The sequence below is a fragment of the Pseudomonas sp. N2-3-1-14 genome (genome assembly GCF_041228395.1).
In the GTDB taxonomy this organism is placed as follows: domain Bacteria; phylum Pseudomonadota; class Gammaproteobacteria; order Pseudomonadales; family Pseudomonadaceae; genus Aquipseudomonas.
Genome location: NZ_CP166199.1, coordinates 1,873,599 through 1,900,463 on the forward strand (window position 1 = coordinate 1,873,599; position 26,865 = coordinate 1,900,463).

Below are 26,865 nucleotides of genomic sequence, written 5' to 3' on the forward strand. Positions count from 1 at the left end.
GTGTGGAGATGGGCGTATTCTTCGCCCTTATCAACAGGAATTAAAATGAGCGAAAGCTTTGCGGAACTCTTTGAAGAAAGCCTAAAAACCCTGAACCTTCAGGCAGGCTCCATCATCACCGGTGTTATCGTTGATATCGATTACCAAGCTCGCTGGGTAACCGTTCACGCTGGTCTGAAGTCTGAAGCTCTGATCCCGCTGGAACAGTTCTACAACGATGCTGGTGACCTGACTATCAATGTCGGTGACGAAGTTCACGTTGCTCTGGACTCGGTTGAAGACGGTTTCGGTGAAACCAAGCTGTCCCGTGAAAAAGCCAAGCGCGCTGAATGCTGGATTGTTCTCGAAGCAGCCTTCGCAGCTGAAGAAGTGGTCAAGGGCGTTATCAACGGTAAGGTTAAAGGCGGCTTCACTGTCGACGTTAACGGCATCCGTGCGTTCCTGCCAGGTTCTTTGGTCGACGTTCGTCCAGTGCGCGACACCACGCACCTGGAAGGCAAAGAACTCGAATTCAAGGTCATCAAACTCGACCAGAAGCGCAACAACGTTGTCGTTTCCCGTCGCAGCGTCCTGGAAGCAGAGAACTCCGCCGAGCGTGAAGCTCTGCTGGAATCCCTGCAGGAAGGCCAACAAGTCAAAGGTATCGTCAAGAACCTCACCGATTACGGCGCATTCGTCGATCTGGGTGGCGTCGATGGCCTGCTGCACATTACCGACATGGCTTGGAAGCGTATCAAGCATCCTTCTGAAATCGTCAACGTTGGCGACGAGATCGATGTCAAGGTTCTGAAGTACGATCGTGAGCGTAACCGCGTTTCCCTGGGCTTGAAGCAGCTGGGCGAAGATCCATGGGTTGCTATCAAAGCTCGTTACCCAGAAAGCACTCGCGTAACCGCGCGTGTTACCAACCTGACCGACTACGGCTGCTTCGCAGAGCTGGAAGAAGGCGTGGAAGGCCTGGTACACGTTTCCGAAATGGACTGGACCAACAAAAACATCCACCCTTCGAAAGTCGTACAAGTCGGCGACGAAGTGGAAGTTATGGTTCTGGACATCGACGAAGAGCGTCGTCGTATCTCCCTGGGCATCAAACAGTGCAAATCTAACCCATGGGAAGATTTCTCTGGCCAGTTCAACAAGGGCGATAAAATCTCCGGCACCATCAAGTCGATCACCGATTTCGGTATCTTCATTGGTCTGGACGGCGGCATCGACGGCCTGGTTCACCTGTCCGACATCTCCTGGAACGAAGTTGGCGAAGAAGCTGTTCGTCGTTTCAAGAAGGGCGACGAGCTGGACACCGTTATCCTGTCGGTTGACCCAGAGCGCGAGCGCATCTCCCTGGGTATCAAGCAACTGGAAAGCGATCCGTTCTCCGAGTACGTTCAAGAGAACGACAAAGGCGCAATCGTTAAAGGCACTGTGAAAGAAGTTGACGCTAAAGGCGCCATCATCACTCTGGCCGACGATATCGAAGCGACTCTGAAAGCCTCCGAAATCAGCCGTGACCGCGTTGAAGACGCACGTAACGTTCTGAAAGAAGGCCAGGAAGTAGAAGCCAAGATCATCAGCGTTGACCGCAAGAGCCGTGTAATCCAGCTCTCCATCAAGTCGAAAGACGAGATCGAAGAGAAAGAAGCCATTCAGAGCCTGCGCGACAAGCCAGCCTCTTCTGAGCCTTCTGCTGGTCCTACCACTCTGGGCGACCTGCTGCGTGCACAGATGGAAAAACAGAACTAAGTTCTGTCAGACCATAGAAAAAGGGCGACTTCGGTCGCCCTTTTTTGTGCCTGAAATTCGTTGAATCAATACCGAGAACCAAGGTGCGCAGCACAGTGTCAGAACTGGCTATAGTTTTATTAAAAGCACGGTTGTCAGTGATGTTGTTTCAATAAGGATTTCGATGAACAAGTTTATTTTAATCTTCGCCGCAGTCATGCTTGCCGGCTGCTCTACCACCAGCGCCAAAACTCACGTCAAGCGCGGTGTCAGTGGTATCGAGGTCGACTGCTCGGGCCTCGGTGGCAATTGGAGCAAGTGCGAGAAGCGCGCTGCCCGCGAATGCAAGATGCAAGGCTATAAGGTCATCACTCGATCCAGCGATGCGAAGGACGAAGAGGGCGACTATCCGTTCGGCTGGAATCCCGCCGGCGCTGTAACTCGCACTATGCTGGTGATCTGTAATTGAGGCTCAAAGGCGCATGTTGCGGGTGTCCGCCTGTGCAGCAGATAAGTTGTCGAGTGGGCTGTTCAAATTCATCAAGTCATGCTAAAACCTTTGAAGCGCTTTTCCTAGCTGCTTGAAAAAGAAGGGAAAAATATGACGAAGTCGGAGTTGATCGAACGAATTGTCACCCATCAAGGGCTGCTTTCATCCAAGGATGTAGAGCTGGCTATCAAGACTATGCTTGAGCAAATGTCCCAATGTTTGGCTACTGGGGATCGGATTGAGATTCGTGGTTTTGGCAGCTTCTCCTTGCATTACCGCGCACCGCGCGTCGGCCGTAACCCAAAAACCGGGCAGTCGGTCAGCCTTGATGGCAAGTTTGTACCTCACTTCAAGCCTGGAAAGGAATTGCGGGACCGGGTGAACGAAGACGAGGAAGAAGGCGTCTGAGTCTTTTTGGGGTAGGAGAAATTTATGCGTGGGGTAAAGCGCGTTGTTCTGGTGCTGGCGGCATTGATTGTTGCGCTAGTAATTTTAGGCTTTGTGCTGGAAAACCAGCAGGGCATGGCCCTTTCATTCCTGGGCTGGACGACTGTACAGATGCCAGTGTCGGTGTTTGTAGTGGTCGCGTTGATCATCGGGATGTTGATCGGTCCACTGTTAGGGGTTGGGCTGGCGCGTAGCCGGCGCCATAGGTCGACCTCGGCAGTGCGCGGTTAACCTCCTATCCTGGATGCCAAAGGTGTGCGGTGAGGTCGTTGTCTAACCGCTAGAGCTCTATCACGTGGGCTTACGGGTCTGTAGTGCTGTAGTTAGATATCTTGAGGTATTAGCCATTCTAATGCTTCTTCTTTGGGTATTCAGTGCGCCGCACTCTGATTACTCGGATATGTACTACACATATGTCTGACCTGTTAGGCGTTAGATTCAGGGTGAGCGGGAAATGCTGCTGAAAGATGGCGCATAGCGCACCCTCATTTGGTAGAAGCACCAGGTCATAGATAGTGTAACAACGCCTGGAAGTGAAAAACTCTACACTCTTCTTGCAAAACTGCCCTCTGCGCAGCTTCAACTCGTTTTACCTCAAAGAAAATCTCGGTCGTTAGTGTCTCGGATGGCGGCATCTGCGGTCGCCAGTATTCCTTGTGATCGCCCTTGAATACGAAGCAAGTAGCGACTATTGCTCTGGAACGATTAACGAATCCACCGCCTTCGATCGAGCAACGGGCAAAGGAGCAGGCGTCTGGAGCGAAGACTCGGTGAGCGCGCCGTTTGGTGTGCGTATTTTCTGTAGGCTCATTATTGAAAGCTGTTGAAAGTCTTATACACCTAATAAGTTAGCGAGCTATTTAATTGGTTGCGCACTAATGGGGTGTGGCAGATCAGTACCATTGTGGGCAACTCTTTCAGCATTAGTCGCTTTTTCATCATTCAGTTTTGTTGAATTAGAGAATAGGCGCTGTATCATCAACGCCCCAGCGTTTTGTTAACACATACGCGCCCAGTTAAAGACGGAAAGTTTTGCGGATCCGATCGATCAAGCGTGACGCTTTGGAGAGATCAGGTATCGCAGCCCGGATTTCCGATCCTAGTCGGATCAAAGAGGGCATGAATTTGTGGTGGTGCAGAGACCTTCTGTGCCTTCACGCACCTAATAACGAAGCACCTACGTCAGGTATTTTTGATGATTCAATTTCTCGATCTAAAGTCATTGAACAAGGCTCTCCGTGAAGAGCTCGTCGAGGCGGCCACACGTGTCATCGACTCGGGCTGGTACATTCAGGGTGAGTTCCTCAAGCGCTTCGAGGAAGAGTTTTCCATTTATACCGGCGCCAGCCACACCGTCGGCGTTGCCAACGGCCTTGATGCTCTGACACTGACTATTCGTGCCTGGAAAGAGCTGGGAAAGCTCAAGGATGGCGATGAAGTCATTGTTCCGGCCAACACCTACATCGCAACGCTACTGGCTGTAACGGAAAACAACCTGAAGCCGGTTTTGGTCGAGCCTGACGAAAGCACCTACAATCTTTGTCCTGAGAATCTCGAGCGTGCGCTGACGGCCAAAACTCGGTTGATCCTGCCGGTCCATCTCTATGGGCAACTGGCCGATATGCGCGCAATCAATACGATTGCCAAGCGTGAGAATCTACTGGTACTCGAGGACTGTGCCCAGGCTCATGGTGCGCAGATCGACGGCAGAAGTGCCGGCAACTGGGGTGATGCGTCCGGTTTCAGTTTCTACCCAGGTAAAAACCTCGGAGCGTTGGGTGACGCAGGCGCGATCACGTCCAACGATGCTGAGTTGGTGAACATGATTCAGGCTCTGCGAAACTACGGCTCACACGAAAAGTATAAGAATTTGGTGCAAGGCGTAAATAGCCGTCTGGATGAGATTCAAGCCGCAATGTTGAGCGTCAAGCTCAAGTATCTGCAGGCACAGACAGAGGCTCGTCGTCGTGTGGCAAGCCTTTATATGAATGGAATTAAAAATCCCTTGATTAAACTGCCCTTGGGCAGCGACGTCGATGTAATGAAACATTTTTCCCACGTCTGGCATCTGTTCGTGGTGCGCTCCGAGGTTCGGGAAAAGCTGGTACGTCATCTCAACGCGTCGGGTATTCAAACATTAATTCACTATCCGATTCCACCTCATCAGCAACAGGCCTATGCGAGCGCCGATTTTTATAACCAGTCGCTTCCTGTTACGGAGCGCATCCACAGCGAGGTATTGAGCCTGCCGATGAGCCCGATCATGACCGATTCAGAAGTTCACAGTGTCATTGAGGCCTGCAACGCTTTCTCTATAGACGCCTGAATATGACGCTGCTCAGAACAAGCTTCCTCAACGGTATCGCGGTCGTTATCAAGATGCTCACCTTGCTGGGCATCAATAAAATGTTGGCCATCTATGTAGGTCCATCGGGCTACGCTGCCTTAGGGCAGTTTCAGAACGCCGTGCAGATGGTAACGACGTTCTCGACAGGGGCCATCAGTACTGGCGTTACGAAGTACACTGCTGAATATCAAAATGATGAAGATGCGCAGCGCCGGGTATGGCGCACGGCGGGTACGATTGCCTGTATAGGATCTGTATTGACATCGGTGCTTATCGTTATATTCAGCAAGCCGTTGGCTGTGTGGTGTTTTAATGATGAGGCCTTATATAGCGTATTTGTCTGGTGCGCAGCCACCGTCATATTCTTTTCATTTAATACATTGCTGCTTGCGATCCTCAATGGCAAAAAAGAAATTAATCGATACATACTGGCTAATATTGGTGGAAGTCTCCTTTCTCTACTAGTCATTATCATTATGGTGAGGCAGTTTGGTCTATATGGTGCGCTGATTTCATTGGTGCTGTATCAGTCTATCGCTTTCTTCGTGACATGCCTGCTGTGTTACAAAACCGAATGGTTCCGATTTTCCAGTCTGCTCGGCAAGTTAGACAGGCAAATTGCGATCAACCTGACAAAGTTCACGGCGATGGCGCTCACGACTGCTGCATGCGTGCCCGTTAGTCATATCCTGGTGCGTAATTATCTAGGTGCGGAGTTCGGCTGGGAAACCGCCGGGTATTGGGAGGCCATGTGGCGTCTGAGTACCGCTTATCTTCTGTTAGTGACTACAACGCTGGGCTTGTATTTTTTACCCAAGTTGTCAGAGCTGGTCAATCCGCTGGATATCAAGAGAGAGATTCTTCAAGGTTATAAACTGATTCTTCCTGTCGCGATGGTCTGTGGGGTGGTGATCTATAGCTTGAGGGATTTTATTATCGGCTTGCTTTTCACCCAAGCGTTCAGTCCGATGCGGGATTTTTTCGCATGGCAGATGCTGGGAGACACACTTAAAATTGCCAGCTGGATACTTGCTTACCTGATGCTGGGTAAGGCAATGGTTAAAATGTATATTCTCACAGAGATATTTTTTGCACTCAGTTTTTACGTGCTTACGGTGTTGCTGACGAAAGTGGGCGGTCCGGTGGGTGTTACGTGGGCTCACGCAGCTAATTACGGTATGTATTTGATAGTCATGTACTTTCTTATTTATAGAAAACTAAATAAAAATAACGCAGGATGAGGATGTTTTGCCCATGAGTCGCTTGCTATCTTCAATCCGCGATTTAATTCTAATGCAAAAAGATGTTAACAAGAGCGTCGATTTAGCGGAGGTGTATGGGGCAATATTGTGGGCGGTTGATAAAGGTATTTACGACGATCCCGAACTGGAGGAAATATTAACTGCTCGATGCATGAGTGTGTTGTCAGTTGGCGAAATTCACTCGCCGTCGAAGGATTGTATCCATCTGATCTCTGAGCCGTATCTCATTGGTGGGCACACGCGGCTTATGGAACAGCTTTCGACAATGCATACGGAAAAGCCTGCTCTGCTGATAACGCGTAAAAGTGCCGAGCGTGCGATTGAGCGAACTCAAGGTTTTTTTTCCAAAAGCACCCTGATCAGTGCTTACACACCCATCGAAAAAATTGCTGAAATCATTCAGTACCTAAAACCGTATAAAAGAGTGGTGTTGCATATTCACCCAGATGATATGGTTTCTGTCATCGCATGCAAGATTCTAAAGACTGTCAGCACGACGAAGATCTATTTCGTAAACCATGCTGATCATGTGTTTACTTACGGCAGTTCGGTAGCAGATATATACTTTGAACTGAGCACGTTTGGCCGTCGTCGAGACCTGAAGAAAACGATCTTTGGAAGCAAGTCTTTTCTAGGGATTCCGTTGACTAGTAAGTTGTTATCAAAGCATCACAGCCTGCCCAATAAAAATAGCACATTAAACTTTTTCAGTGCGGCGTCGCCCTTCAAGTTTAAACCGGTCAAAGACTATGATCTCAGGCCAGCTATACGCAAAGTGCTAGCTGAGTTTAAACACTCAACCTTCTGGGTCGTCGGCGCCAACCCGCTTACCAATACGTGGTGGTGGCCAATAAAATTGCGGTATTGGAATAGGTTTAAAGTAGTTTCCTCGTTGCCTTACGAAAGCTACCTGGCACTCTTGGAGCGCGCAGATTTTTACGTCGACAGTTACCCCACGCCGGGCGGGACTGCCTTTGCGGAGCAACTCTTCAATGGCCGCCGTTGTGTCGGGTTACGCGCGCCTATACAAGGTTATTCACCGGCCGATAATTTGAAGCGTGACAGTGTAGAGGCGTTTATTAACAGCATTTTTCAGGGGAGCAATGATAGAGCTGTTATTGCGTCAGTGCTGGCTGTTAACGGGTATGAGGCAGTTAAGTCCCGCTATCTGGCTTGTCTCTACGAAGATATCATGTGTGCCAACGAGATGGAGAAGCACGTGGCGTGGACGGGAGATATTAGCGTCTACGAGCAGCCGGGAAAAATAACCTCGGCAATTCCGCCGGAGGTCGTTTCCAGATTAATTGAATTTGATAAAAAATTTATGCGTGCTCTATTTCTCGAACTCAGCGCCACGCAAAAAATCAAAGTAGCCCTTAAGCTGGCGCGTTTGAAAATCAACGAACTTCGCTTTAAAGAAAGCCGGACGGGTAAAGCATGAGGGCGTTAGGTATACGCTTACTTCTGATAATGCTCATACTCTCGGACTACGTCATTTTAACGCTTCACGCCCCTAGTGTCGTTGGAGCCTGGCGCGAAGGTATTGTGCTAGCGTATGTTCTTCTCACTGTGCTAATCACTTTTTTCCAAGTGGGAACCCGGTATACGATTCCTCGACGGTATAAAGAACAGCTTCTGATCATCCTGTTTTTTGTAATATTTTATTGCATCTGCGGCGAGTTTTCCGAAGCATCGTTCCGAATATTCCGATCATTCGCCATGCCGATTCTCTTTGCGCTGATGATCAATGCAGTGTGCCTGGGTCTGGCGCTTGAAACAAAGTTGCGTATTATATTTTCCACGCTCGTCGTAATGACTTTTGTCTCAGGCGCATATGCTATTTATCAATACCTGACAATCAGCGATGCGGGACAATTCTGGTATTGGCCTCTACTGTCCGAGAAAGGTTTCGAACTGGAGATCTATAATTCGATGAGAGATGGAAATCCGAGGATGTCAGGTTTCTTCACGGGCACCCTTGAGTTTTCGGCCTTTATTTTGAACACCACGCTCTTTGCGTGTTGCCTGCTTGTGCAAGCCTTCAGGAAGAGGACCTATGATCGAAGCTTTTTCCTGTATCTGTTGGTGGCCCTGTTTTCCACTGTGCTGATTATTTATGGTTCGGTGAGGACGGCAGCTATCGGTATGGTTTCAGCTGTTTTTTTCCTGGCAGTGTTACAGTTATTACGTCGAAGCATTTTTATCGGGCTTCTAGGATATAGTTATTTTATTTGCGTGACGGGCTCTATTTTTCTATACCTGGCACTCGGATATACAGAGGATCTCTCCGCTCTTGACAGGGTTCGGCAGTGGTCGGTGGTACTTGAATCGCTCAATACAATGCCGTTGGGTCTTGGTTTCGGGGCTATTGGGCCAGGTCAGACATATTGGTTTGACTCGCTGTGGTTGAATCTGCTGGCGTCCTCTGGTTATCTGGGCGTTGCTTTAATGCTCGGGTTGATCTGTTTCTATAGCAAGATTGTCATCGCTACTCAACAGCTGCGTATCGGGGGGAATGTATTTATCAGGGGAGTGGCTGATTATATGGTAATCAGCTACCCTTTTTTCCTTAGCAGCTTTTTCTTTCAGTCATATACAAATAGCGTAGTGCTGTACCTGTTCGCGTCAATTACAGTGGTGGTGATGTATGAGTCGAAATATCGTGCAAACTAAGATTTCGATATTGATCGTTCTTTATAAAAGGCATTATAAAGAATCTGCTGCCATCACAACATTATTGAGTAATGTCGACATCTTCGATGCGCAAGGTATCAGCGTTGAATTTTTCGTGTGGAATAATACGCCTCAATGCTCGCCGGCGTTGTCGAGCGAAAATTTGACGTGGTTTGAGGGTGATAATAACGGTTTGGCTTATATTTATAATCGCGTTGCGGACATAGCTTTTGCAGGGGGCGCAACGCATTTCATGATCTCGGATGATGATACGGATTATTCAAACCAGAATTATGTTGAGGCGATTTCCCGAGCGCTTGAATATGAAGCCGCGTCGGCAGTTGATTTGTTTGGCGTCATGTTGCCAAAAATTTATTCAAGAGAGAAATTGGTAAGTCCGGGACTACGCTTCTGGTTCTTCGGCCGATTGTCCGACCACGTTGACAGTGGCATTAATTCATCACGTAATAAGTTGGCTATCAATAGTGGTGTGATTTTCAATAAGTCTTGTTACGAAAAAATGTCGCCGCTGTTTGATGAGCGTCTTAAGTTTTACGCGACGGATACCGCATTCTTTGTAAGGTACGAATCCTTTTATCCTCATTTTTATGTGTTGGACACTTGCCTGCAGCACGACCTTTCCGAACATACATCGGACAGCGCTGAACGAGCCATTTTTCGCTTTCAAGAAATGATCCGGGGGCTGCGCGTCATCTTTGAGCATAAGGGTTACCTCTTTCGTTGTGTCATGGAGGCCTATTTGCTTGTCTCATCGTTAAGAAAGAGCTTCTCGTATAAGAACGCAGGATTTTTCCATTCCTACTATTCGTCGTTTAAAGGAAAAAATAATGCTGATAGAATTAGTTGAATTTCTTTCTTTTAGAGTGAGAAAGCGTGGCATCAAAATTGACAAGCGTATTTCTGATGCCTATCTTTTGAATTTCGTTGTTTCAAAAGCGCTAATGGCATTTAACGGGTTTTTAAAATTCAGGAGGTTGTCAGTTATTCTTGTAGGAAAAGGCGTCACTTTAAAGGCCCGATCAATGATCACTGCAGGTAAAGGCTTGGTCATTGACGATGGATGCTTTATCGACGCATTAGCGGTCAAGGGCATTGTCTTTGGGCGGGGGGTTTCCTTAAAGAAAAATGTTACTATCGAGTGCACGGGTAGTTTGACCCAATTAGGCGAAGGACTCTCGGTAGGCAATGATGTAGGCATCGGCAGCGGTAGTTTTTTGGGTTGCGCCGGGGCGTTACTATAGGGAGTGACACAATTATCGGGAATTATGTTTCGTTTCATTCGGAGAATCATAATTTTTCTGATCCCGCACTACCTATTCGCCTTCAGGGCGTTAACAATGAAGGGATCCACATCGGCAATAATTGTTGGATAGGGGCTAAAGTGACTGTTCTGGATGGTGTTGTACTTGAGGACGGGTGCGTTGTAGCCGCAGGAGCAGTTTTGAAGGCTGGACGATACGCTGCCAACTCCATATACGCGGGCGTTCCGGCAAAGCGTATAAAAGAACGCAGTTAAAGGACTTGCAGTGAAAAAAATTATATTTTTCCATTTGTTGAATGACTATAGCGGGAGCCCAAAGGTTCTTTTGCAGGTTATTGAGGCAGTGGCAAAGAAAGGCTTCGAGGCCGAATTGTATGTGGGAGGAGGCGCGGAAGGTGGTTTTCTCTCCTTAGCGCCATGCGTACAAAAGCGCTATTTTTATAAAAGATTTGAAAATAAGTATTTGACGCTGTTGAGTTATACTCTTTCGCAGTTGATTCTGTTTATAAAATTATTACGCTATCGTCACGCCTCTGCGATTTTCTATGTCAATACGCTACTTCCCTTCGGCGCGGCGTTAGCAGGGAGAGTGCTCGGCATACAGGTTATTTATCATATTCATGAAACCTCCATCCGCCCTAAACCACTAAAGCTGTTTTTGCGGTGGATGGTTGAAAGGTGCTCCAGCAAAAATATTTTCGTCTCGCGCTTTCTAGCCAAGGCTGAATGTTTTTCAAACATAGAAAGCCGTGTGATTTATAATTCGATTCCACAGGATATGGCGAGTAGTGGTGCGAGTCACGTATATCCCTACGCGTCGGATAATAAATTCTGTGTGCTGATGATCTGTTCCTTAAAGTCTTACAAAGGTGTGAATGAGTTCGTACGTATAGCTGATCTGTTAAACGATCAAAAAGATATTGAATTCAGTCTGGTGCTCGGTGCCAGCGATTCTGAAGTGGACGATTTTTTTTCGACGGTCACATTGCCTGATAACTTGACTATTATTTCCCGGTGCAAGGATGTGATTCCTTATTATCAGAGGGCGAGTGTTTTACTGAGCCTTTCGAAGCCGCAGGAGTGGGTGGAAACGTTTGGCTTGACGATTCTCGAGGCGCTTTCCTTTGGCGTACCCTGTATTGTTCCTCCGGTAGGTGGACCTGTCGAACTGGTGTCGGAGGATAAGGAAGGTTATCTCATTGATTCAAATCGTGTGGAGGACATAGCCGCCAAACTGGCGTTTCTTCATAAAAATCCTGAGGTGTGCTTTCGCTTGTCTGAGGCTGCGAGAGTGAAGTCACTTAGTTTCTCAGTTGATAACTTTGAAAGTGACGTGATTGAGGTGTTTAATGGAGTTTAAGATAGCAGTGATCGGCACGGTCGGTCTCCCAGCCCAGTATGGTGGGTGGGAAACGTTATCGGAGCAATTGGTCACTTACCTGGATCGTGAATACGGGATCTCGGTCTATTGCAGCGCAACGTCATATCCAACGCGGCCTGCAAAGTATCGCAATGCCGATTTGATTTACCTTCCGCTAAAAGCTAACGGCGTGCAAAGTATTCCTTACGATATTGTCAGTATGTTACATGCCTACCGAAAGAATGATATTTTGGTGTTGCTGGGCGTTTCGGGTTGTATTGCGCTTCCTTTTTTAAAGCTGCTTACCAAGAAGAAAATTGTAGTCAATATTGACGGGTACGAGTGGAAGCGCGCCAAGTGGTCGACCCTGGCGAAAAAATTCCTGAAATTTTCAGAAGCCATGGCAGTTAAATACGCCGATGCGATTGTTACCGATAATAAAGTGCTTCAGGACTATGTCCGCGATGAGTATTCATGTGAAAGTACTCTCATTGCCTACGGCGGCGATCAGGCGGCTACCAGTGCACTGGGAGAGGCGGACTTTGAGCATTATCCGTTCCTTCGTAAGCCTTACGCATTCTCAGTCTGTAGGATCGAGCCGGAGAATAATATTCATATTATTCTCGAGGCCTTCAGTATGGGTTGTTTGCCGTTGGTGATTGTGGGGAACTGGAAACAAAGCGAATACGGTGTAGCGCTGCAGGATAAATACGCGAGCGTTGGACATCTTCACTTATTGGATCCTATCTACAAAAGTGAGGAACTAAGCCCGCTGCGCAGTAACGCGACCGTCTACATTCACGGTCATAGTGCCGGTGGCACCAACCCGTCTTTGGTTGAGGCCATGTGGCTGAGCTTGCCTGTGATTGCATTCGACGTGTCTTTCAATCGTGCGTCTACCGAGGACGGTGCAAAGTTTTTTTCGTCCAGCGAGGCACTGGTCGATTGCGCGTCACGTCTTTTTGCAAATGAAACCGAGCGCGCTGAGCTGGGCGTAAAAATGCATGAGATTGCGGTGCGTCGTTATCGTTGGGAAGGCGTCTCTTCTCAATACGACAAGTTATTTAAAACGCTTCTTTCATCTGAGAGGACTTAACAGTGTTGGATGAAATTAGCGTTGGTTCCGCTGCAGGCGCGCCCACAGTGCTTCTTACGGGCGGAACGGGTTTTGTAGGGCGCTCAGTGCTGGATGCGTTGGTTAAGGCTCAGTATCAAGTGGTGAATGTAACCCGCAAGACGAACACTTCGCCGCGCCCTGGCGTGCAGGATTTTGTTATTGAGTCGTTGACCGGGGACATTGACTGGACAGCGCCCCTGTCGGATGTTGACGTAGTCATTCACTCTGCCGGTCGAGCGCACATCATGAACGAAACCCATAGCAATCCGTTGCAGGCGTTTCGGGAAGTTAATGTGAACGCTACGCTCAATCTGGCTCGGCAAGCAGCTGACGCCGGCGTGCAGAGATTCATTTATATAAGCTCTGTTAAAGTCAATGGTGAAGAAACCAGCGCTGGCCGTGCGTTTACGTCAAAGGATGCCCCTGCGCCGCTTGACGATTATGGAGTGTCCAAGCTGGAGGCTGAGCAAGCGCTTTTAGAGCTGGCGCGTCACACCTCAATGGATGTCGTCATCATTCGGCCTGTCCTGGTCTATGGGCCTGGCGTGAAAGCCAATTTTGAACGAATGCTTTCTGTCGTTAACAGGAAGCTGCCACTTCCTTTTCGCACGATTGATAACCGAAGAAGCCTCGTCTTCATTGATAATCTGGTCGATCTGATTTGCGTATGCATCAAACATCCTGCCGCGGCGAACCGTGTGTTCCTGGTAAGCGATGGTCACGATCTGTCTATTGGACAGATTCTGAAAAAGCTTGCCGTGGCGATGAACAAGCCATCCTATGTTTTTGCTTTTCCTTATACGTTGTTGAATGTTGCAGCAGCGTTAGTGGGCAAGAAAGAGTTTTTGCAACGGTTGTGTGGTTCGCTTCAGGTCGATATCACGGACACGCGGGAATGTTTAGACTGGACACCTCCAGTCAGTATTGACGAGGCTTTTGCAATCACGGCTCGGCATTATCAAGAAAAACAGAGCGGACCGTCGCATGGGTAATTTGGCTGAGCTGCTTAAGTCCAGAGATAATAATTTCAATTTTATCCGGATGGTTGCGGCATTTTTCGTGTTGGTGTCACATTCGTTTCCGCTATCCCGAGGCGCTACCGAAGTTGAGCCGTTGATGGCTCAGCTCGGAATAACACTCGGCGGCTTGGGCGTATTCACTTTTTTTTGCATATCCGGATTTTTCATATCGCTGAGTTATGAGCGGTCCAAGACAAAGATTGATTTTGTCGTGGCCAGGTTTTTAAGGTTGTACCCTGCGCTGTTGGTGGTTTTGGTATTAAGTGCTTGGGTAATCGGTCCGTTGTTCACCGATTTTAGCTTGCATGATTATTTTTCTTCTAAAGAAGTACATAAATACATCACAGGAAATCTGAAGCTGAAGGATATTCACTTTCAGTTGCCAGGCTTGTTTCAGGACAATCCCTACCCCGGAATCAATGGTTCGCTATGGACGTTGTATTATGAGGTGCTGCTGTACGCGATGGTGTTCGCGCTCGGTGTAATCGGTTGTTTGACACATACTCGCCGGGTTTCGATATTTTTCGTGCTGTATTTTGTGTTTTATGCAGTATTTAACCTGTTGCAAAAAAATGAATACTTGATTGCAGGTTTTCAGTTTCGCACGTGGGTGCAGTGGAGCTTTGCGTTTGTTATTGGCATGGTATTTTATGCCTACCGAACCAAGGTTCAGCTGAGCGTCTGGATGTTAACCCTCAGCTGGTTGGCCGCGCTGTGTTCCTACAAGTCCCCTTTGTTCGTAGAAGTGTTCGTGATCGCATGGAGTTATTCCGTCTTTTTCGTTGCCTTCAACACCCAGTGGTTCGCACGCCAATACAATAAGCTCGGGGATTACTCTTACGGTCTGTACATATATGCTTTTCCTACCCAGGAGATCCTTGCGCACACGTGGAAAGGAATATCGCCTGTTGAAATGATTTTCGTGGCGCTTCCCGTTGCACTGGTTCCGGCTGTCCTGTCGTGGCATTTGATAGAACACCCTTGTATTCTGCGCAAAAAAGCGCTGGCGTCCTGGTTGTCCGTTTCAATCGCCAAATATTCAGGAAAGTTCGCTAAATATTCGTCTAAACGGTTGTGAATTGAAAGGTTGGTGGAAACATGAAGCGTTTTTTTGATCTAGTACTGAGCCTCTTTGCCTTGCTCATACTTTTGATCCCGATCTTGCTTGTTACGGTGGCGGTTAAATTGACGTCAAAAGGACCCGCACTGTATTGGTCTGACCGCGTAGGGGTGAACAACGTATTGTTCAGGATGCCAAAGTTTCGCTCGATGCGTATTGGTACGCCTGCTGTGGCCACGCATTTGCTGCTCGACCCGTCTAAATACTTGACGCCTATTGGCAACTTTTTAAGAAAGTCCAGCCTGGATGAATTGCCTCAGCTGTGGAGTATCATCGCAGGTGATATGAGTTTTGTAGGGCCCAGACCCGCGCTTTTTAATCAGGCCGATTTGATTGAGCTGCGTACCGAGCAAGGCGTACACCTTATCCGTCCAGGTCTTACGGGGTGGGCGCAGGTCAACGGCCGTGACGAGTTGCCCATACCGGTTAAGGTTGGCTATGATGCTTTTTACGCGAAAAACATGAGTGTTCTTTTCGACCTCAAAATCTTGTTTTTAACGGCCTTGAAGGTCATCAAACGTGATGGTGTTTCACATTAATACCGTAGCAAGTGTTTGATTGGCCGATTCAGGTTGATTATACAAAGTATGTTTTTTGTTCTGCGTTGTAATGCGATCAAGAAATTTTTTGATCTGACGCATAGGCGATAGGTGAATCATGATAAACCGGTTGCGTACGTGGCTATTGAAATTGCCTCGTCATCAAAAACGACTGATTCAAGTATTGGCGGACGTCATACTCGTATTTTTGGCACTGTGGATGGCGTTTTTAGTCCGTCTCGGAATCGACGAAATGATCAACCCGGTCAAAATGCACTTGTGGTTGTTCCTGGCGGCGCCGGTGGTTGCGATACCCCTGTTCATTCGCTTCGGTATGTACCGCGCTGTCATGCGTTATTTTGGCAACGATGCGTTGGTCGCAATTATCAAGGCCGTCAGCCTTTCTTCTTTAATCCTGGGTGTGGTCGTTTATTGGTATAGCAACCATCAGAACGTGGTGCCCCGGTCGATCATTTTCAACTATTGGTGGTTGAGTTTGATCATGGTCGGTGGCTTGCGTTTGACCATGCGTCAGTACTTTTTAGGCGATTGGTTTGCCGCTGCCCAACACGTCCCGTTTACCAGCCGTGACGATGGTCTTTCACGTGTTGCCATCTATGGCGCCGGTGCGGCGGGGAATCAGCTGGTGGCAGCGCTTCGCATGGGCCGAGTGATGCGCCCGGTTGCGTTCATTGACGATGACGCGTCTATTTCGGACCGTGTCATCTCGGGCCTCCAGGTCTATAAGCCCAAGCATATCCAGAGGATGATCGACGCTACGGGAGCACAGGAAATTCTCTTGGCAATCCCGTCCTCCAATCGCGGGCGGCGCCGGGAGATTCTCGGTTTTCTCGAAGGTTTTCCGCTACACGTTCGTAGCGTCCCGGGTTTTATGGACCTGGCCAGTGGACGGGTCAAGGTTGACGATATTCAAGAGGTCGATATTGCGGACTTGCTGGGACGTGATTCGGTGCCTGCGCAAGGCGATCTGCTTGAGCATTGCATCAAGGGGCAGAGTGTCCTGGTCACGGGGGCGGGTGGCTCGATCGGTTCAGAACTCTGTCGGCAAATTCTGGAGCTTAAACCTAAAACCTTGCTCTTGTTTGAGCACAGCGAGTTCAATCTCTACAGTATTCTTTCAGAATTGGAACAGCGTATTACTCGTAAATCGTTACCGGTAAAACTGCTGCCTATCCTGGGTTCAGTGCGGGACCCGTCAAAGCTGCTGGATGTCATGAAGGCCTGGCGGGTAGATACCGTTTACCACGCTGCCGCCTATAAGCATGTACCCATTGTCGAGCACAACATCGCAGAGGGTGTGCTGAACAATGTTATCGGCACGCTGAACGCGGCGCAGGCGGCGGTTCAAGCGGGCGCATCGAATTTTGTGTTGATTTCCACCGACAAGGCCGTGCGTCCAACAAACGTGATGGGCAGCACCAAGCGTCTTGCCGAGTTGACCCTGCAGGCATTGAGCCGCGAACCTGCCCCCGTGCTGTTTGGGGACAAAACCAACGTGTCGCGGGTGAATAAAACCCGTTTTACGATGGTTCGATTTGGCAATGTATTAGGCTCCTCCGGTTCGGTGATCCCGCTGTTTCACAAGCAGATAAAGTCTGGTGGACCGCTGACGGTCACGCACCCGAAGATCACCCGCTACTTCATGACCATTCCTGAAGCGGCTCAGTTGGTCATTCAAGCGGGTTCCATGGGGCTTGGCGGAGATGTGTTCGTGCTGGACATGGGTGAGCCCGTCAAGATTGTCGAACTGGCTGAAAAAATGATCCATCTCTCAGGGCTGAGTGTGCGGTCCGACAAAAATCCTCACGGCGATATTGCCATTGAGTTTTCCGGTTTGCGCCCGGGCGAGAAGTTATATGAAGAGTTGCTTATCGGGGACAATGTTGTTGCAACACAACATCCGATGATCATGAGCGCTAACGAGGACTACTTGCCGTGGGAAGTGTTGAAGGTCAAGCTTTCTGAGCTACTCGCCGCAATTGATCAAGACGATTTCAGTCGGGTTCGCCAGTTGTTGCGCGACACCGTCAGCGGTTATACGCCGGATGGGGAAATTGTTGACTGGATATATCAGCAGCGTCGACTTGAACCATGAGTTTAAAAGTTACAAATCTACGAGTGAGTCGTTCTGCCGGAATAGAAAAACACACGCTGTAACTGACTCACTTTTGACTCCCTCCAAACATCACCTAAGTTAGAAAGGCAGCTTCGGAAAAGCTGCTTTTCTTCTACCGATGTCATGGAGCGTCACCTATGCAAAACACCTATATCTCTTCCCTGATCTTTGCCTTCCTCGCGAGTGTCTCCGTCGCCACCACCGCAGCCCCATCCGCCAAACCCGAAGCCCCTACGCCCATCGTCGCCCAGATGGCGAAAGTTGAAGAAACGACCAAGGTCAATCTCAACACCGCCGACGCCGACGTCCTGCGCCGCGATCTGTTCGGCATTGGTGCCGCCAAGGCCAAGGCGATTGTCGCCTATCGCGACAGCAATGGGCCTTTCACTGCAGTAGACGAGTTGCTGGAAGTCAAAGGCATCGGTAAGGCATTGCTGGAGAAAAACCGCGACAGGCTGGCTATTAATTGAGTCTGTAAACGTTGCCCAAGAGGCCGGTCATTGACCGGCCTTTTCTTTGTCTGAGATCTGATCTTTCAAGTTCTCGCGCACGACTTTCATGATCCGCATTGCCAATGACTGGCTCTCTACGCTCCTGGCCAGCACCAATGCCCCTACCAACGTCGACATCAGTACCAGGCTTCGTTCGTCGGCATTCGCGTGATCCAACGTTGATTCAACCTGCCTCAATCGCGCTTCAAGCACAGCATCCGTGGTCGGACTCTGCTTTCCCCTCTGGCCCAATTCCGAAGACATGGTCGGCAGCGGGCAGCCTTCAGCGGGAGAGGTCTGGTGCCAGTCAGACAGATAGTTGTCTATGAATGCATCCAGCGGCCGCTCCTGGCTGAACAGAGTTTCGCAATGTGCATCCAGTTCTGCAGCGGCAGCCTGCAGGGCCTTTTCCACCAGATCATCCTTGGATTTGAAATGCGCGTAAAAGCCACCGTGTGTCAGATTGAGTGCTTTCATCAGGGGTTGCAGGCCGGTCGCGCTGATGCCGTCGCGGCGAAAGCGCACTGAGGCTTCCTTGATGATGCGTTGATGGATCTGGGCTTTATGGTCTGCTGAATAACGCATGGGCGGCCTCGTGGACGAGCGGGCATGTTAACGGAGTTAAGCTTTTTTACCCATCCACACATCGTTCAGCGGTACTGGCATGAAAAGTGATTACATCTGGTTCAGGGATTGTTCAACAATCGTGAGGTGATGATGACGCTCAGCTTGTCTCTGGCGGATCAGATTGCACTTGAACTGCGTGCCGACATCATTGGCGGGCGGCTGTTGCCCGGCATGGCGTTGGTCGAGGTGGACCTGGTCAAAATTTATAACGCATCGCGCAATACCATTCGCGAGGCCTTGCACCGTTTGGGGCAGGAAGGGCTTACCCGTTATGTGCGCAACAAAGGCGTGGTGGTGCGGCGGCTGGATCGAGATGAGGTGCGTGACCTGTTCGTTGTACGCCGAACCCTCGAATTGCAGGCTATCGCCCAGAGCGGTGGGCTGACGGATGCTCAGTCCGAGCACATGCAAAACGCAATCGAAGCCACCTCCCTAGCCAGGGAGCGCGAGGACTGGCGCGCAGTGGCGACTCACAGCCTGACGTTCCACCAACGGATTGTCGGGCTGATGCGCAGCCCACTGTTTGATGAGTTTTTTGCCCAGGTCATAGCTCAACTGCGGCTGGTGTTTTGCGCGGCACCCGATGAGCAGCGTTTCCAGTCGCCCTGGCTGGAGCGCGACCAGGAGATCTATGCGTTGCTGACGTGCGGCAACAAAGCGGCTGCGCAGGAGGCGATGAGTCTGTACCTGGACGATTCCGAACGCCTTTCCCTGGCCTTGTTTGATCACCCCTGATGGAGGATTGCCCCATGTATAAAGACTATCCGGCCGCGTACCAGGTCAGTAAAGGTTCTGCGCTGCAGGTTGATACCGCGTTCTATGAGCGCATTCGTGATCGTGCGGACCAACGCACATTGATCGAGCAGTTCGACGTGCCGATTCGCACGGGCAGGGCGTGGAAGGTGCCGGCCGGGCAAGTGTTCCGGGTTACCACGCCGGTTGGGCCACAAGTGGGTGACTTCAACGTGTGGAATGCCAACGATCCTCGCGAACGTCTTTGGGCCGCACGTACCCGCCAGTTACAAGGCGCACATGTCAGCACTCATGATCGACTGTGGTCGAACCTGCCGTTTCTGCGGCCGCTGGTGACCATCACCGATGACAGCCTGGCGAGTTATGGCATCGATGAGCATGGCGGGCGCCTGCACGACTTGCTTGGCACACGCTGCGATCCGTATGTGAATCGCATGCTCACCGGCGAAGACTTTCATCACCATTGCCACTCAAACCTGACACGCGCGGTGCTGCCCCACGGTCTGACGGAATTCGACGTGCACGACGTGCTGAATATTTTCCAGTGCACCGGCCTCAATCACGATGACATGTACTTCATGAAAGCCTGCCCGGCGCAGAAGGGCGACTACCTGGAGTTTTTTGCCGAGATTGATTTGCTCTGCGCGCTGTCGACGTGCCCGGGCGGGGATTTGTCGCTGCCGATGTGGGGGCCTGACGCGCAGGATCCGTTGACGGTGTGTCGCCCTTTGGGTGTGGAGATTTATCGTCTGGAGGAGGAGTTGCTCAATGGCTGGAGCCAGCCCGAACGTGCGGCCTATAAAGGCCAGCACGGGTTGCATATCGCCAAGGCGGCGTGGGAGTAGCGCCAGGTTCAGCGGTCCTGGGCGTCCTTTGAGTCTGCCTGGGCGTTGCGCTCGGCCACGCGTTTGCGTTGTTCGTCGGTGAGTTCCACCTTGTTGGCGCTGTCACGCAGCATCAATAAACCACCGACGATCGAACCGATCGCGACCACTAAAATCAACCAGGCATACCACGGCATAGGGCTCTCCTTGAGGCAGCAAACCGTGGGGAAATTTCCCACGGTAATAGCTGCTTTGAGTCACGGGCTTTCTTAGTAGTTCATTGTAGGCCCGTTCTGCCCCAGTAGCCTCACAGCCCCGTCAACATCGCATCGGCCGGTGCGTCGGCGCGGTCCTGCGCGGTCAGTTGGAAGTACACAAAACCCACCACCATGAAGCCCAGGAAAATCAGCCCGATCAGCGCGTTGAACCAGGCCATGGCCACCAGGCAGACCACCGCCAGCACCAGCGCTATGCCGGGCACGATCGGATAGCCCGGTGCACGAAAGGTGCGCTCCAGCAGCGGCTCGGTCTTGCGCAGTTTGAACAGGCTGAGCATGCTCATGATGTACATCACGATGGCACCGAACACCGCCATGGTGATCATCGCGGCGGTCAGCGTCATGCCGCCCAGGTTGATCAGGCCGTCTCTGTAGATGGCGGCGATGCCGACCACACCGCCGGCAATAATTGCCCGGTGTGGTGTCTGAAAACGCGACAGTTTGGCGAGGAAAGAGGGCAGGTAGCCGGCGCGCGCGAGGGCGAAGAACTGGCGCGAGTAGCCGAGGATGATGCCGTGAAAACTCGCCACCAGGCCGAACAGACCGATCCACACCAACATGTGCAGCCAGCCGGAGCTGTCGCCCACCACGGTTTTCATCGCTTGCGGCAACGGGTCATTGATATTCGACAGCGTGCGCCAGTCGCCCACGCCGCCGGCAAAGAACATCACGCCCATGGCCAGCACCACCAGCGTCAGGATCCCGCTGATGTAGGCTTTTGGGATGGTGCGCTTGGGATCCTTCGCTTCCTCGGCAGCCATCGCTGCACCTTCGATGGCAAGGAAGAACCAGATGGCGAAAGGAATGGCCGCAAACATCCCGGCTATCGCCGGCGCGCCGAAGGTGTCGGACCCGGCCCAGCCATTGAGGGCGAAGTTGCTGAAGCTGAACGCCGGCGCTACCACGCCCATGAATACCAACAGTTCGGCGACGGCGAGCACGCACACCACCAGCTCGAAGGTGGCCGCGAGTTTCACCCCGAGAATATTCAGGCCCATGAAGACGATATAGGCACCGACGGCCGCGTGTTTGGGGTCGAGTGCCGGAAACTGCACATTCAGATAAGCGCCGATGGCCAAGGCTATCGCAGGCGGGGCAAAGACAAATTCGATCAACGTTGCCAGGCCGGCGATCAGGCCGCCTTTCTCACCAAAGGCGCGACGGCTGTAGGCAAATGGGCCACCCGCGTGAGGAATCGCCGTCGTCAGTTCGGTGAAGCTGAATATAAAGCAGGTGTACATGGCGGCGACCATCAGCGAGGTCACCAGAAAACCGAGCGTGCCTGCGACGCCCCAGCCGTAGCTCCAGCCGAAGTACTCGCCGGAAATCACCAAGCCGACGGCAATGCCCCACAGATGCAGGGTGCCCAAGGTGGGTTTGAGTTGTGTGTTCATCGTGTTGCGCTCCCTGAACGGTTTGGAATATTTCAGGGTGTTGCAGCGGCCATGCCAGTGCGCCATTCATTGTCGTAAAGACGCCGAACTGTCGTCGAGGAGACGGTTTGGCGTTTGAAATCTTCTGTCATTGCACCAGTTGAGTGCAGGGGCGTTTGAGCTGCCGTCATCGCGGGCAGGCCCGGCTCCCACAGGGGATTGCGGTTACCTGTGGGAGCCGGGCTTGCCCGCGATGAGGCCCCAACAGCCACCACCGACCTCTGTAAACCCCGCATAAATCCACTCTTTACGCCGTCTTTACGCCCGGCCCCCAGCGTCGCTCTCGTTCCTTTACGCCACTCCTGCGGACAATTGCCTCACACGCGGCAATCGCCGCAAAACGGAGAGACTTCCATGAGCGTTCTGGACGGGGTGTCACTGCTATTGGCCGTGGCGCTGTTCATTTATCTGCTGGTTGCGCTGTTACGCGCGGATCGGCACTAGGAGCAGGCTATGCACAGTTATGACTATTGGCTGATCATCGCCTTCTTTGCCGTGGTGCTGGTGCCGGCACCGTTCCTGGGAAGGTTCTATTACAAGGTGATGGAAGGCCAGCGCACCTGGCTCACGCCGGTGCTCGGCCCGGTTGAGCGCGCGTGTTATCGCCTGTCTGGCGTGGACGAACACCAGGAACAGAGCTGGCAGAAGTACACGCTGGCGCTACTGGCGTTCAATCTGGCCGGTTTCGTGTTGCTGTTCGCTGTGCTGTTGTTCCAGGAGTATCTGCCACTCAACCCGCAGAAATTGCCAGGTCAGGAATGGACGCTGGCCTTCAACACCGCGGTCAGTTTCATGACCAACACCAACTGGCAGAACTACAGCGGTGAAGCCTCCCTGAGCTACCTCAGCCAGATGATTGGCCTCACCGTGCAGAACTTCGTCAGCGCCGCCACCGGCCTGGCTGTGCTGGTCGCGCTGTGCCGTGGTATCGGTCGCAAATCCACCAAGACCCTGGGCAACTTCTGGGTCGACATGACCCGCGCTACCCTCTACGGCTTGTTGCCGTTGTGCCTGGTATTCGCGTTGTTCCTGGTGTGGCAGGGCGTGCCGCAAACCTTCGCGCACTACGTGAATGCCGTGACGATGCAGGGCGTGGACCAGGTGATCCCACTCGGCCCGGCAGCCAGCCAGATTGCGATCAAGCAACTGGGCACCAATGGCGGCGGCTTCTTTGGCGTCAACTCGGCGCACCCGTTTGAGGACCCGACGGCCTGGGCCAACCTGTTCGAGCTGTCGGCAATCATCCTGATCCCGGTGGCGTTGGTGTTCACCTTCGGTCACTACGTGAAGGACCTGCGTCAGAGCCGCGCGATTCTCGGCTGCATGCTGGCGCTGTTCCTGATCGGCGGCGCGACGTCGCTGTGGGCCGAGTACCAACCCAACCCGACCCTGAACAACCCGGCCGTTGAGCAAACCGCACCGCTGGAAGGCAAAGAAGCGCGCTTCGGCACCACCGGCACGGTGTTGTGGTCGGTCACCACCACGGCGGCGTCCAACGGTTCGGTCAACGGCATGCACGACAGCCTCAACCCGCTGAGCGGCATGGTGGCGCTGGTCAACATGATGGTCGGTGAAGTGATCTTCGGCGGCGTCGGTGCCGGTATGTACGGCATGTTGCTCAACGTGTTGATCGCGGTGTTCCTCGCCGGCTTGATGATCGGCCGCACCCCGGAATACCTGGGCAAGAAGCTTCAGGCCAAGGAAGTGCAATTGCTGGTGGTGACCTTGCTGGTGATGCCGGTGGGCACGCTGGTACTGGGCGCCATTGCCGCCAGCCTGCCAGGCCCGGCAGGTGCCATCAGCAACCCTGGGCCGCACGGTTTCAGCCAGTTGTTGTACGCCTACACCTCGGCCAGTGCCAACAACGGTTCGGCGTTCGGCGGCTTCAGTGGCAACACCGCGTTCCACAACCTGATGTTGGGCCTGGGCATGTTGATCGGCCGCTTCGGCTACATCCTCCCGGTACTGGCTCTGGCTGGCAGCCTGGCAATGAAAAAGACCGCTCCGATTGGCCAGAACAGCTTCCCCACGCATGGCCCGCTGTTCGTGACCCTGTTGACCGTGACCATTTTGCTGGTGGGCGGCCTGACTTTCCTGCCGACACTGGCACTGGGCCCAATCGCTGAACACCTGAGCATGGGCTTCTAAGAGGGGATATGAAAATGAATATGCCTGCAAAAAACGCCGCCCCTGTGACAACTCAGGAGTCGCCAAAAACCGCCATCTCTTCGCTATGGCGCCCGGCGCTGGGCCAGGCGTTCGTCAAGCTGGACCCGCGCCAGCTGCAACGTTCGCCGGTGATGCTGGTGGTCGAACTGACCGCCATCCTCACCACCGTGTTGTGCTTCGTGCCCGACACCGCCGTGCCGACGTTCGTCGCCGTGCAGATCGCCGTGTGGCTGTGGTTCACCGTGCTGTTCGCCAACTTCGCCGAAGCCTTGGCCGAAGGTCGCGGCAAGGCCCGCGCCGACAGCCTCAAGGCTGGCAGTGAAGGCCTCAGCGCGCGTCGCAAGGAGGCCGACGGCAGCTTCAAGGTCGTGCCGGCCACCAGCCTGCGCAAAGGCGACGTCGTACGCGTCGCCGCCGGAGAAATGATCCCTGGTGACGGCGAGGTCATCGAAGGCATCGCGGCAGTCAACGAAGCGGCGATCACCGGCGAATCCGCACCGGTGATCCGTGAGTCCGGCGGCGACCGTTCGGCCGTCACCGGCAACACGCGGCTGGTGTCGGACTGGTTGCTGATCCGCATCACCGTCAACCCGGGCGAGTCCACGCTGGACCGCATGATCGCCCTGGTGGAAGGTGCCAAACGCCAGAAAACCCCCAACGAAGTCGCGCTGGATATCCTGCTGATCGGCCTGACCCTGATCTTCCTGCTGGTGGTGGTCACCCTGCAGCCGTTCGCGCACTTCGCCAATGGCAGCTTGCCGCTCGTGTTCCTGGTCGCACTGTTGGTGACGCTGATTCCTACGACCATCGGCGGCTTGTTGTCGGCCATCGGTATCGCCGGCATGGACCGTCTGGTGCGCCTCAATGTGATCGCCAAATCCGGGCGCGCGGTGGAAGCGGCGGGTGACGTGCATGTGTTGCTGCTGGATAAAACCGGCACCATCACCTTTGGTAACCGTCGCTGCGCGGCGGTGATCGCCGCGCCTGGCGTCAGTGGTCGGGATTTGGCCGAGGGTGCGCTGCTCGCATCGCTGGCAGACGACACCGCAGAGGGCAAATCCATCGTCGAATACCTGCGCGCCTTGCACCCGCAGGCTGAGCCGACCCTGGATCAACTGACCTCGGTGCCCTTCAGTGCTGAAACGCGTTTGTCCGGTGTCGATTACGAAGGCCGTGTGTTCCGCAAGGGCGCGGTGGATTCGCTGCTGGCGTTTATCGGCCAGCAACGCCGCGACCTGCAACCGGCACTGTCGCGGGAAATCGACAAGATCGCCCAAAGCGGCGGCACACCCTTGCTGGTGTGCGCCGACGGCAAATTGCTCGGTGCGATCCACCTCAAGGACGTGGTCAAGCCTGGCATCCGCGAACGTTTTGCCGAGCTGCGCAAACTGGGGATTCGCACCGTGATGGTGACGGGCGATAACCCGCTGACCGCTGCGGCGATTGCTGCCGAAGCCGGCGTGGACGATGTGCTGGCCGAAGCCACGCCGGAGAAAAAACTCGCGCGCATTCGCCACGAACAGAACGACGGTCGTCTGGTTGCCATGTGTGGCGACGGTGCCAACGACGCGCCGGCACTGGCCCAGGCCGACGTCGGCATGGCGATGAATGACGGCACCCAGGCGGCTCGCGAAGCGGCCAACATGGTCGACCTCGACAGCGACCCGACCAAGCTGCTGGACGTGGTGCAGATCGGCAAGGAGTTGCTGGTGACCCGCGGCGCGCTGACCACGTTTTCCATCGCCAACGACGTGGCCAAGTACTTCGCAATCCTGCCGGCGCTGTTCGCCTCGATCTACCCGCAATTGGGCGTGCTCAACGTGATGCACTTGCAGAGCCCGCAGAGCGCGATTCTCTCGGCCATTGTGTTTAACGCGTTGATCATTGTGGTGCTGATCCCGCTGGCGCTGCGCGGTGTGCGCGTGCAGGCGGCGAGCGCGGCTGCGTTGCTGCGTCGCAACTTGCTGATCTACGGGCTGGGCGGGATTGTGGTGCCGTTCGTGGGCATCAAGGCGATCGACATGCTGCTGACCGCGCTGCACCTGGTTTGACCCGATTCCTGGGGGCGCCACGTCGGTGCCCACAGGTTGCAATGACTCACGTGAGGAATCTGAAATGTCCACCATGATCCGCCCGGCCTTGAGCCTGCTGGTACTCATGACCCTGATCACCGGCGTCGCCTACCCATTGGTAGTGACCGGTGTCGCGCAAGTCGCTTTTCCTGACCAGGCCAACGGCAGCCTGGTGCGCGATGTCGACGGCAAGGTGCGCGGTTCCAGCCTGATCGCCCAGGATTTTACCGGCGATCAGTGGTTCCATCCGCGCCCGTCGGCTGGCGCATTTGCGACGGTTTCCAGCAGCGCGAGTAACCTGGGCCCAAGCAACCCGGCGTTGGCCACGCGCGTCTTCGATGATGCCAATAAACAACTGGTGCCAGGCCAGGGGCCGGTGCCGTTGGCCTCGCTGACTACCTCTGGCAGCGGTCTTGATCCACACTTGCCTCCACCGGCGATTGCCTATCAACTGGCGCGGGTGGCAGCCGCACGAAATGTGCCGGTGGCAACCCTGCAGCGCTTGCTGGATGAGCACATCGAAAGCCCGCTGGTGGGGCCGCCGGTGGTGAACGTGTTGGCGCTGAACATGGCGCTGGAAAAGTTGTAAGTCGTGGTGCCGCCATCGCGGGCAAGCCCGGCTCCCACAGGGGAATGCACTCCAACTGTGGAAGCGAGCTTGCCCGCGATGGCGGCCTGAAGGACTCCAAATAAACACCTGAAGGAA

The 26,865-nt window shown here is 52.8% G+C and carries 27 protein-coding genes; 24 read left to right on the plus strand and 3 right to left on the minus strand.

The features are described 5' to 3' along the window. Positions 1 to 45 precede the first annotated feature (45 nt). The 18 genes from rpsA (at position 46) to AB5I78_RS08765 (ending at position 17,982) form a co-directional block, all read left to right on the plus strand. Entirely contained in the window at positions 46 to 1,740 is a 1,695-nt protein-coding gene (gene rpsA / locus AB5I78_RS08680; protein WP_064451489.1) for a 30S ribosomal protein S1, read from the plus strand. A 163-nt stretch (positions 1,741 to 1,903) separates the two neighbouring features. Beyond that, on the plus strand, positions 1,904 to 2,188 hold the full coding sequence (locus AB5I78_RS08685; RefSeq protein ID WP_242193867.1) for a hypothetical protein: 285 nt from the start codon (positions 1,904 to 1,906) through the stop codon (positions 2,186 to 2,188). Between the two features lie 132 nt (positions 2,189 to 2,320). Beyond that, the gene (gene ihfB / locus AB5I78_RS08690) at positions 2,321 to 2,617 is read left to right on the plus strand and encodes an integration host factor subunit beta (RefSeq protein WP_003218804.1); all 297 of its coding nucleotides are present in this window, start codon (positions 2,321 to 2,323) and stop codon (positions 2,615 to 2,617) included. A gap of 24 nt (positions 2,618 to 2,641) precedes the next feature. Beyond that, the gene (locus tag AB5I78_RS08695; RefSeq protein WP_369300575.1) at positions 2,642 to 2,887 is read left to right on the plus strand and encodes a lipopolysaccharide assembly protein LapA domain-containing protein; all 246 of its coding nucleotides are present in this window, start codon (positions 2,642 to 2,644) and stop codon (positions 2,885 to 2,887) included. Positions 2,888 to 3,851: 964 nt separating this feature from the next. After that, positions 3,852 to 4,982 carry a DegT/DnrJ/EryC1/StrS family aminotransferase gene (locus AB5I78_RS08700; protein WP_369300573.1) on the plus strand — a complete coding sequence of 377 codons (1,131 nt, stop codon included), beginning with the start codon at positions 3,852 to 3,854 and terminating at the stop codon, positions 4,980 to 4,982. Between the two features lie 2 nt (positions 4,983 to 4,984). Then, on the plus strand, positions 4,985 to 6,244 hold the full coding sequence (locus AB5I78_RS08705) for an O-antigen translocase (RefSeq protein ID WP_242193861.1): 1,260 nt from the start codon (positions 4,985 to 4,987) through the stop codon (positions 6,242 to 6,244). Between the two features lie 13 nt (positions 6,245 to 6,257). Then, positions 6,258 to 7,706 (plus strand): hypothetical protein, encoded by a 1,449-nt coding sequence (locus AB5I78_RS08710; protein ID WP_369300572.1) that lies wholly within the window; start codon positions 6,258 to 6,260, stop codon positions 7,704 to 7,706. Between the two features lie 278 nt (positions 7,707 to 7,984). Beyond that, positions 7,985 to 8,938, plus strand: coding sequence for a hypothetical protein (locus tag AB5I78_RS08715; protein ID WP_369300571.1), 954 nt, complete (start codon positions 7,985 to 7,987; stop codon positions 8,936 to 8,938). Beyond that, positions 8,928 to 9,806, plus strand: a complete 879-nt coding sequence (locus tag AB5I78_RS08720; protein WP_369300570.1) for a hypothetical protein — start codon at positions 8,928 to 8,930, stop codon at positions 9,804 to 9,806. The genes AB5I78_RS08715 and AB5I78_RS08720 overlap by 11 nt, the downstream gene beginning before the upstream one ends. Beyond that, positions 9,787 to 10,200, plus strand: coding sequence for a hypothetical protein (locus tag AB5I78_RS08725; RefSeq protein WP_370004356.1), 414 nt, complete (start codon positions 9,787 to 9,789; stop codon positions 10,198 to 10,200). The genes AB5I78_RS08720 and AB5I78_RS08725 overlap by 20 nt, the downstream gene beginning before the upstream one ends. Continuing rightward, positions 10,179 to 10,475 (plus strand): DapH/DapD/GlmU-related protein, encoded by a 297-nt coding sequence (locus AB5I78_RS08730; RefSeq protein ID WP_370004358.1) that lies wholly within the window; start codon positions 10,179 to 10,181, stop codon positions 10,473 to 10,475. Before AB5I78_RS08725 ends, AB5I78_RS08730 begins: the two co-directional genes overlap by 22 nt. 10 nt (positions 10,476 to 10,485) lie before the next feature. Continuing rightward, positions 10,486 to 11,580 carry a glycosyltransferase family 4 protein gene (locus AB5I78_RS08735; RefSeq protein ID WP_369300567.1) on the plus strand — a complete coding sequence of 365 codons (1,095 nt, stop codon included), beginning with the start codon at positions 10,486 to 10,488 and terminating at the stop codon, positions 11,578 to 11,580. Beyond that, the gene (locus AB5I78_RS08740; RefSeq protein ID WP_369300566.1) at positions 11,570 to 12,676 is read left to right on the plus strand and encodes a DUF1972 domain-containing protein; all 1,107 of its coding nucleotides are present in this window, start codon (positions 11,570 to 11,572) and stop codon (positions 12,674 to 12,676) included. The genes AB5I78_RS08735 and AB5I78_RS08740 overlap by 11 nt, the downstream gene beginning before the upstream one ends. A gap of 2 nt (positions 12,677 to 12,678) precedes the next feature. Further along, positions 12,679 to 13,689 (plus strand): UDP-glucose 4-epimerase family protein, encoded by a 1,011-nt coding sequence (locus AB5I78_RS08745; RefSeq protein ID WP_369300565.1) that lies wholly within the window; start codon positions 12,679 to 12,681, stop codon positions 13,687 to 13,689. After that, entirely contained in the window at positions 13,682 to 14,794 is a 1,113-nt protein-coding gene (locus AB5I78_RS08750) for an acyltransferase family protein (RefSeq protein ID WP_369300563.1), read from the plus strand. Before AB5I78_RS08745 ends, AB5I78_RS08750 begins: the two co-directional genes overlap by 8 nt. A gap of 20 nt (positions 14,795 to 14,814) precedes the next feature. Next, positions 14,815 to 15,375: a sugar transferase gene (locus tag AB5I78_RS08755; RefSeq protein ID WP_106576857.1), complete on the plus strand. Its 561-nt coding sequence runs from the start codon at positions 14,815 to 14,817 to the stop codon at positions 15,373 to 15,375. A 118-nt stretch (positions 15,376 to 15,493) separates the two neighbouring features. Further along, positions 15,494 to 17,491, plus strand: coding sequence for a nucleoside-diphosphate sugar epimerase/dehydratase (locus AB5I78_RS08760; RefSeq protein ID WP_242193844.1), 1,998 nt, complete (start codon positions 15,494 to 15,496; stop codon positions 17,489 to 17,491). Between the two features lie 158 nt (positions 17,492 to 17,649). Further along, positions 17,650 to 17,982, plus strand: coding sequence for a ComEA family DNA-binding protein (locus AB5I78_RS08765; protein ID WP_369300561.1), 333 nt, complete (start codon positions 17,650 to 17,652; stop codon positions 17,980 to 17,982). Between the two features lie 27 nt (positions 17,983 to 18,009). On the opposite strand, the gene AB5I78_RS08770 is transcribed toward AB5I78_RS08765, so the two are convergent. Beyond that, positions 18,010 to 18,588: a TetR/AcrR family transcriptional regulator gene (locus AB5I78_RS08770; protein WP_369300559.1), complete on the minus strand. Its 579-nt coding sequence runs from the start codon at positions 18,586 to 18,588 to the stop codon at positions 18,010 to 18,012. 132 nt (positions 18,589 to 18,720) lie between these two features. On the opposite strand from AB5I78_RS08770, the gene AB5I78_RS08775 reads away from it, so the two are divergent. Both AB5I78_RS08775 and AB5I78_RS08780 read left to right on the plus strand, forming a co-directional pair. Further along, positions 18,721 to 19,365, plus strand: coding sequence for a GntR family transcriptional regulator (locus AB5I78_RS08775; RefSeq protein ID WP_369300578.1), 645 nt, complete (start codon positions 18,721 to 18,723; stop codon positions 19,363 to 19,365). Between the two features lie 14 nt (positions 19,366 to 19,379). After that, entirely contained in the window at positions 19,380 to 20,228 is an 849-nt protein-coding gene (locus AB5I78_RS08780) for an urea carboxylase-associated family protein (protein WP_369300557.1), read from the plus strand. Between the two features lie 8 nt (positions 20,229 to 20,236). Here the strand turns inward: AB5I78_RS08780 and AB5I78_RS08785 are convergent, their stop codons facing one another. Further along, positions 20,237 to 20,404: a DUF2897 family protein gene (locus AB5I78_RS08785; RefSeq protein WP_083359476.1), complete on the minus strand. Its 168-nt coding sequence runs from the start codon at positions 20,402 to 20,404 to the stop codon at positions 20,237 to 20,239. A 110-nt stretch (positions 20,405 to 20,514) separates the two neighbouring features. Continuing rightward, positions 20,515 to 21,879 carry an ethanolamine permease gene (eat, locus tag AB5I78_RS08790; RefSeq protein WP_369300556.1) on the minus strand — a complete coding sequence of 455 codons (1,365 nt, stop codon included), beginning with the start codon at positions 21,877 to 21,879 and terminating at the stop codon, positions 20,515 to 20,517. Positions 21,880 to 22,272: 393 nt separating this feature from the next. On the opposite strand from eat, the gene kdpF reads away from it, so the two are divergent. The 4 genes from kdpF (at position 22,273) to kdpC (ending at position 26,748) form a co-directional block, all read left to right on the plus strand. After that, the gene (gene kdpF / locus AB5I78_RS08795; RefSeq protein WP_369300555.1) at positions 22,273 to 22,362 is read left to right on the plus strand and encodes a K(+)-transporting ATPase subunit F; all 90 of its coding nucleotides are present in this window, start codon (positions 22,273 to 22,275) and stop codon (positions 22,360 to 22,362) included. Between the two features lie 9 nt (positions 22,363 to 22,371). After that, the gene (gene kdpA / locus AB5I78_RS08800; protein ID WP_145163185.1) at positions 22,372 to 24,066 is read left to right on the plus strand and encodes a potassium-transporting ATPase subunit KdpA; all 1,695 of its coding nucleotides are present in this window, start codon (positions 22,372 to 22,374) and stop codon (positions 24,064 to 24,066) included. Between the two features lie 20 nt (positions 24,067 to 24,086). Continuing rightward, positions 24,087 to 26,138 (plus strand): potassium-transporting ATPase subunit KdpB, encoded by a 2,052-nt coding sequence (gene kdpB, locus AB5I78_RS08805; protein ID WP_370004737.1) that lies wholly within the window; start codon positions 24,087 to 24,089, stop codon positions 26,136 to 26,138. A 64-nt stretch (positions 26,139 to 26,202) separates the two neighbouring features. Beyond that, positions 26,203 to 26,748: a potassium-transporting ATPase subunit KdpC gene (gene kdpC / locus AB5I78_RS08810; RefSeq protein WP_369300552.1), complete on the plus strand. Its 546-nt coding sequence runs from the start codon at positions 26,203 to 26,205 to the stop codon at positions 26,746 to 26,748. The last annotated feature ends 117 nt before the right edge of the window (positions 26,749 to 26,865 follow it).

Coding starts and splice junctions, on each gene's coding strand:
- rpsA (WP_064451489.1), top strand. CDS start 46: ATGAGCGAAAGCTTTGCGGAACTCTTTGAAGAAAGCCTAAAAACCCTG.
- AB5I78_RS08685 (WP_242193867.1), top strand. CDS start 1,904: ATGAACAAGTTTATTTTAATCTTCGCCGCAGTCATGCTTGCCGGCTGC.
- ihfB (WP_003218804.1), top strand. CDS start 2,321: ATGACGAAGTCGGAGTTGATCGAACGAATTGTCACCCATCAAGGGCTG.
- AB5I78_RS08695 (WP_369300575.1), top strand. CDS start 2,642: ATGCGTGGGGTAAAGCGCGTTGTTCTGGTGCTGGCGGCATTGATTGTT.
- AB5I78_RS08700 (WP_369300573.1), top strand. CDS start 3,852: ATGATTCAATTTCTCGATCTAAAGTCATTGAACAAGGCTCTCCGTGAA.
- AB5I78_RS08705 (WP_242193861.1), top strand. CDS start 4,985: ATGACGCTGCTCAGAACAAGCTTCCTCAACGGTATCGCGGTCGTTATC.
- AB5I78_RS08710 (WP_369300572.1), top strand. CDS start 6,258: ATGAGTCGCTTGCTATCTTCAATCCGCGATTTAATTCTAATGCAAAAA.
- AB5I78_RS08715 (WP_369300571.1), top strand. CDS start 7,985: ATGCCGATTCTCTTTGCGCTGATGATCAATGCAGTGTGCCTGGGTCTG.
- AB5I78_RS08725 (WP_370004356.1), top strand. CDS start 9,787: ATGCTGATAGAATTAGTTGAATTTCTTTCTTTTAGAGTGAGAAAGCGT.
- AB5I78_RS08740 (WP_369300566.1), top strand. CDS start 11,570: ATGGAGTTTAAGATAGCAGTGATCGGCACGGTCGGTCTCCCAGCCCAG.
- AB5I78_RS08750 (WP_369300563.1), top strand. CDS start 13,682: ATGGGTAATTTGGCTGAGCTGCTTAAGTCCAGAGATAATAATTTCAAT.
- AB5I78_RS08755 (WP_106576857.1), top strand. CDS start 14,815: ATGAAGCGTTTTTTTGATCTAGTACTGAGCCTCTTTGCCTTGCTCATA.
- AB5I78_RS08760 (WP_242193844.1), top strand. CDS start 15,494: ATGATAAACCGGTTGCGTACGTGGCTATTGAAATTGCCTCGTCATCAA.
- AB5I78_RS08765 (WP_369300561.1), top strand. CDS start 17,650: ATGCAAAACACCTATATCTCTTCCCTGATCTTTGCCTTCCTCGCGAGT.
- AB5I78_RS08770 (WP_369300559.1), bottom strand. CDS start 18,588: ATGCGTTATTCAGCAGACCATAAAGCCCAGATCCATCAACGCATCATC.
- AB5I78_RS08775 (WP_369300578.1), top strand. CDS start 18,721: ATGACGCTCAGCTTGTCTCTGGCGGATCAGATTGCACTTGAACTGCGT.
- AB5I78_RS08780 (WP_369300557.1), top strand. CDS start 19,380: ATGTATAAAGACTATCCGGCCGCGTACCAGGTCAGTAAAGGTTCTGCG.
- AB5I78_RS08785 (WP_083359476.1), bottom strand. CDS start 20,404: ATGCCGTGGTATGCCTGGTTGATTTTAGTGGTCGCGATCGGTTCGATC.
- eat (WP_369300556.1), bottom strand. CDS start 21,879: ATGAACACACAACTCAAACCCACCTTGGGCACCCTGCATCTGTGGGGC.
- kdpF (WP_369300555.1), top strand. CDS start 22,273: ATGAGCGTTCTGGACGGGGTGTCACTGCTATTGGCCGTGGCGCTGTTC.
- kdpA (WP_145163185.1), top strand. CDS start 22,372: ATGCACAGTTATGACTATTGGCTGATCATCGCCTTCTTTGCCGTGGTG.
- kdpB (WP_370004737.1), top strand. CDS start 24,087: ATGCCTGCAAAAAACGCCGCCCCTGTGACAACTCAGGAGTCGCCAAAA.
- kdpC (WP_369300552.1), top strand. CDS start 26,203: ATGTCCACCATGATCCGCCCGGCCTTGAGCCTGCTGGTACTCATGACC.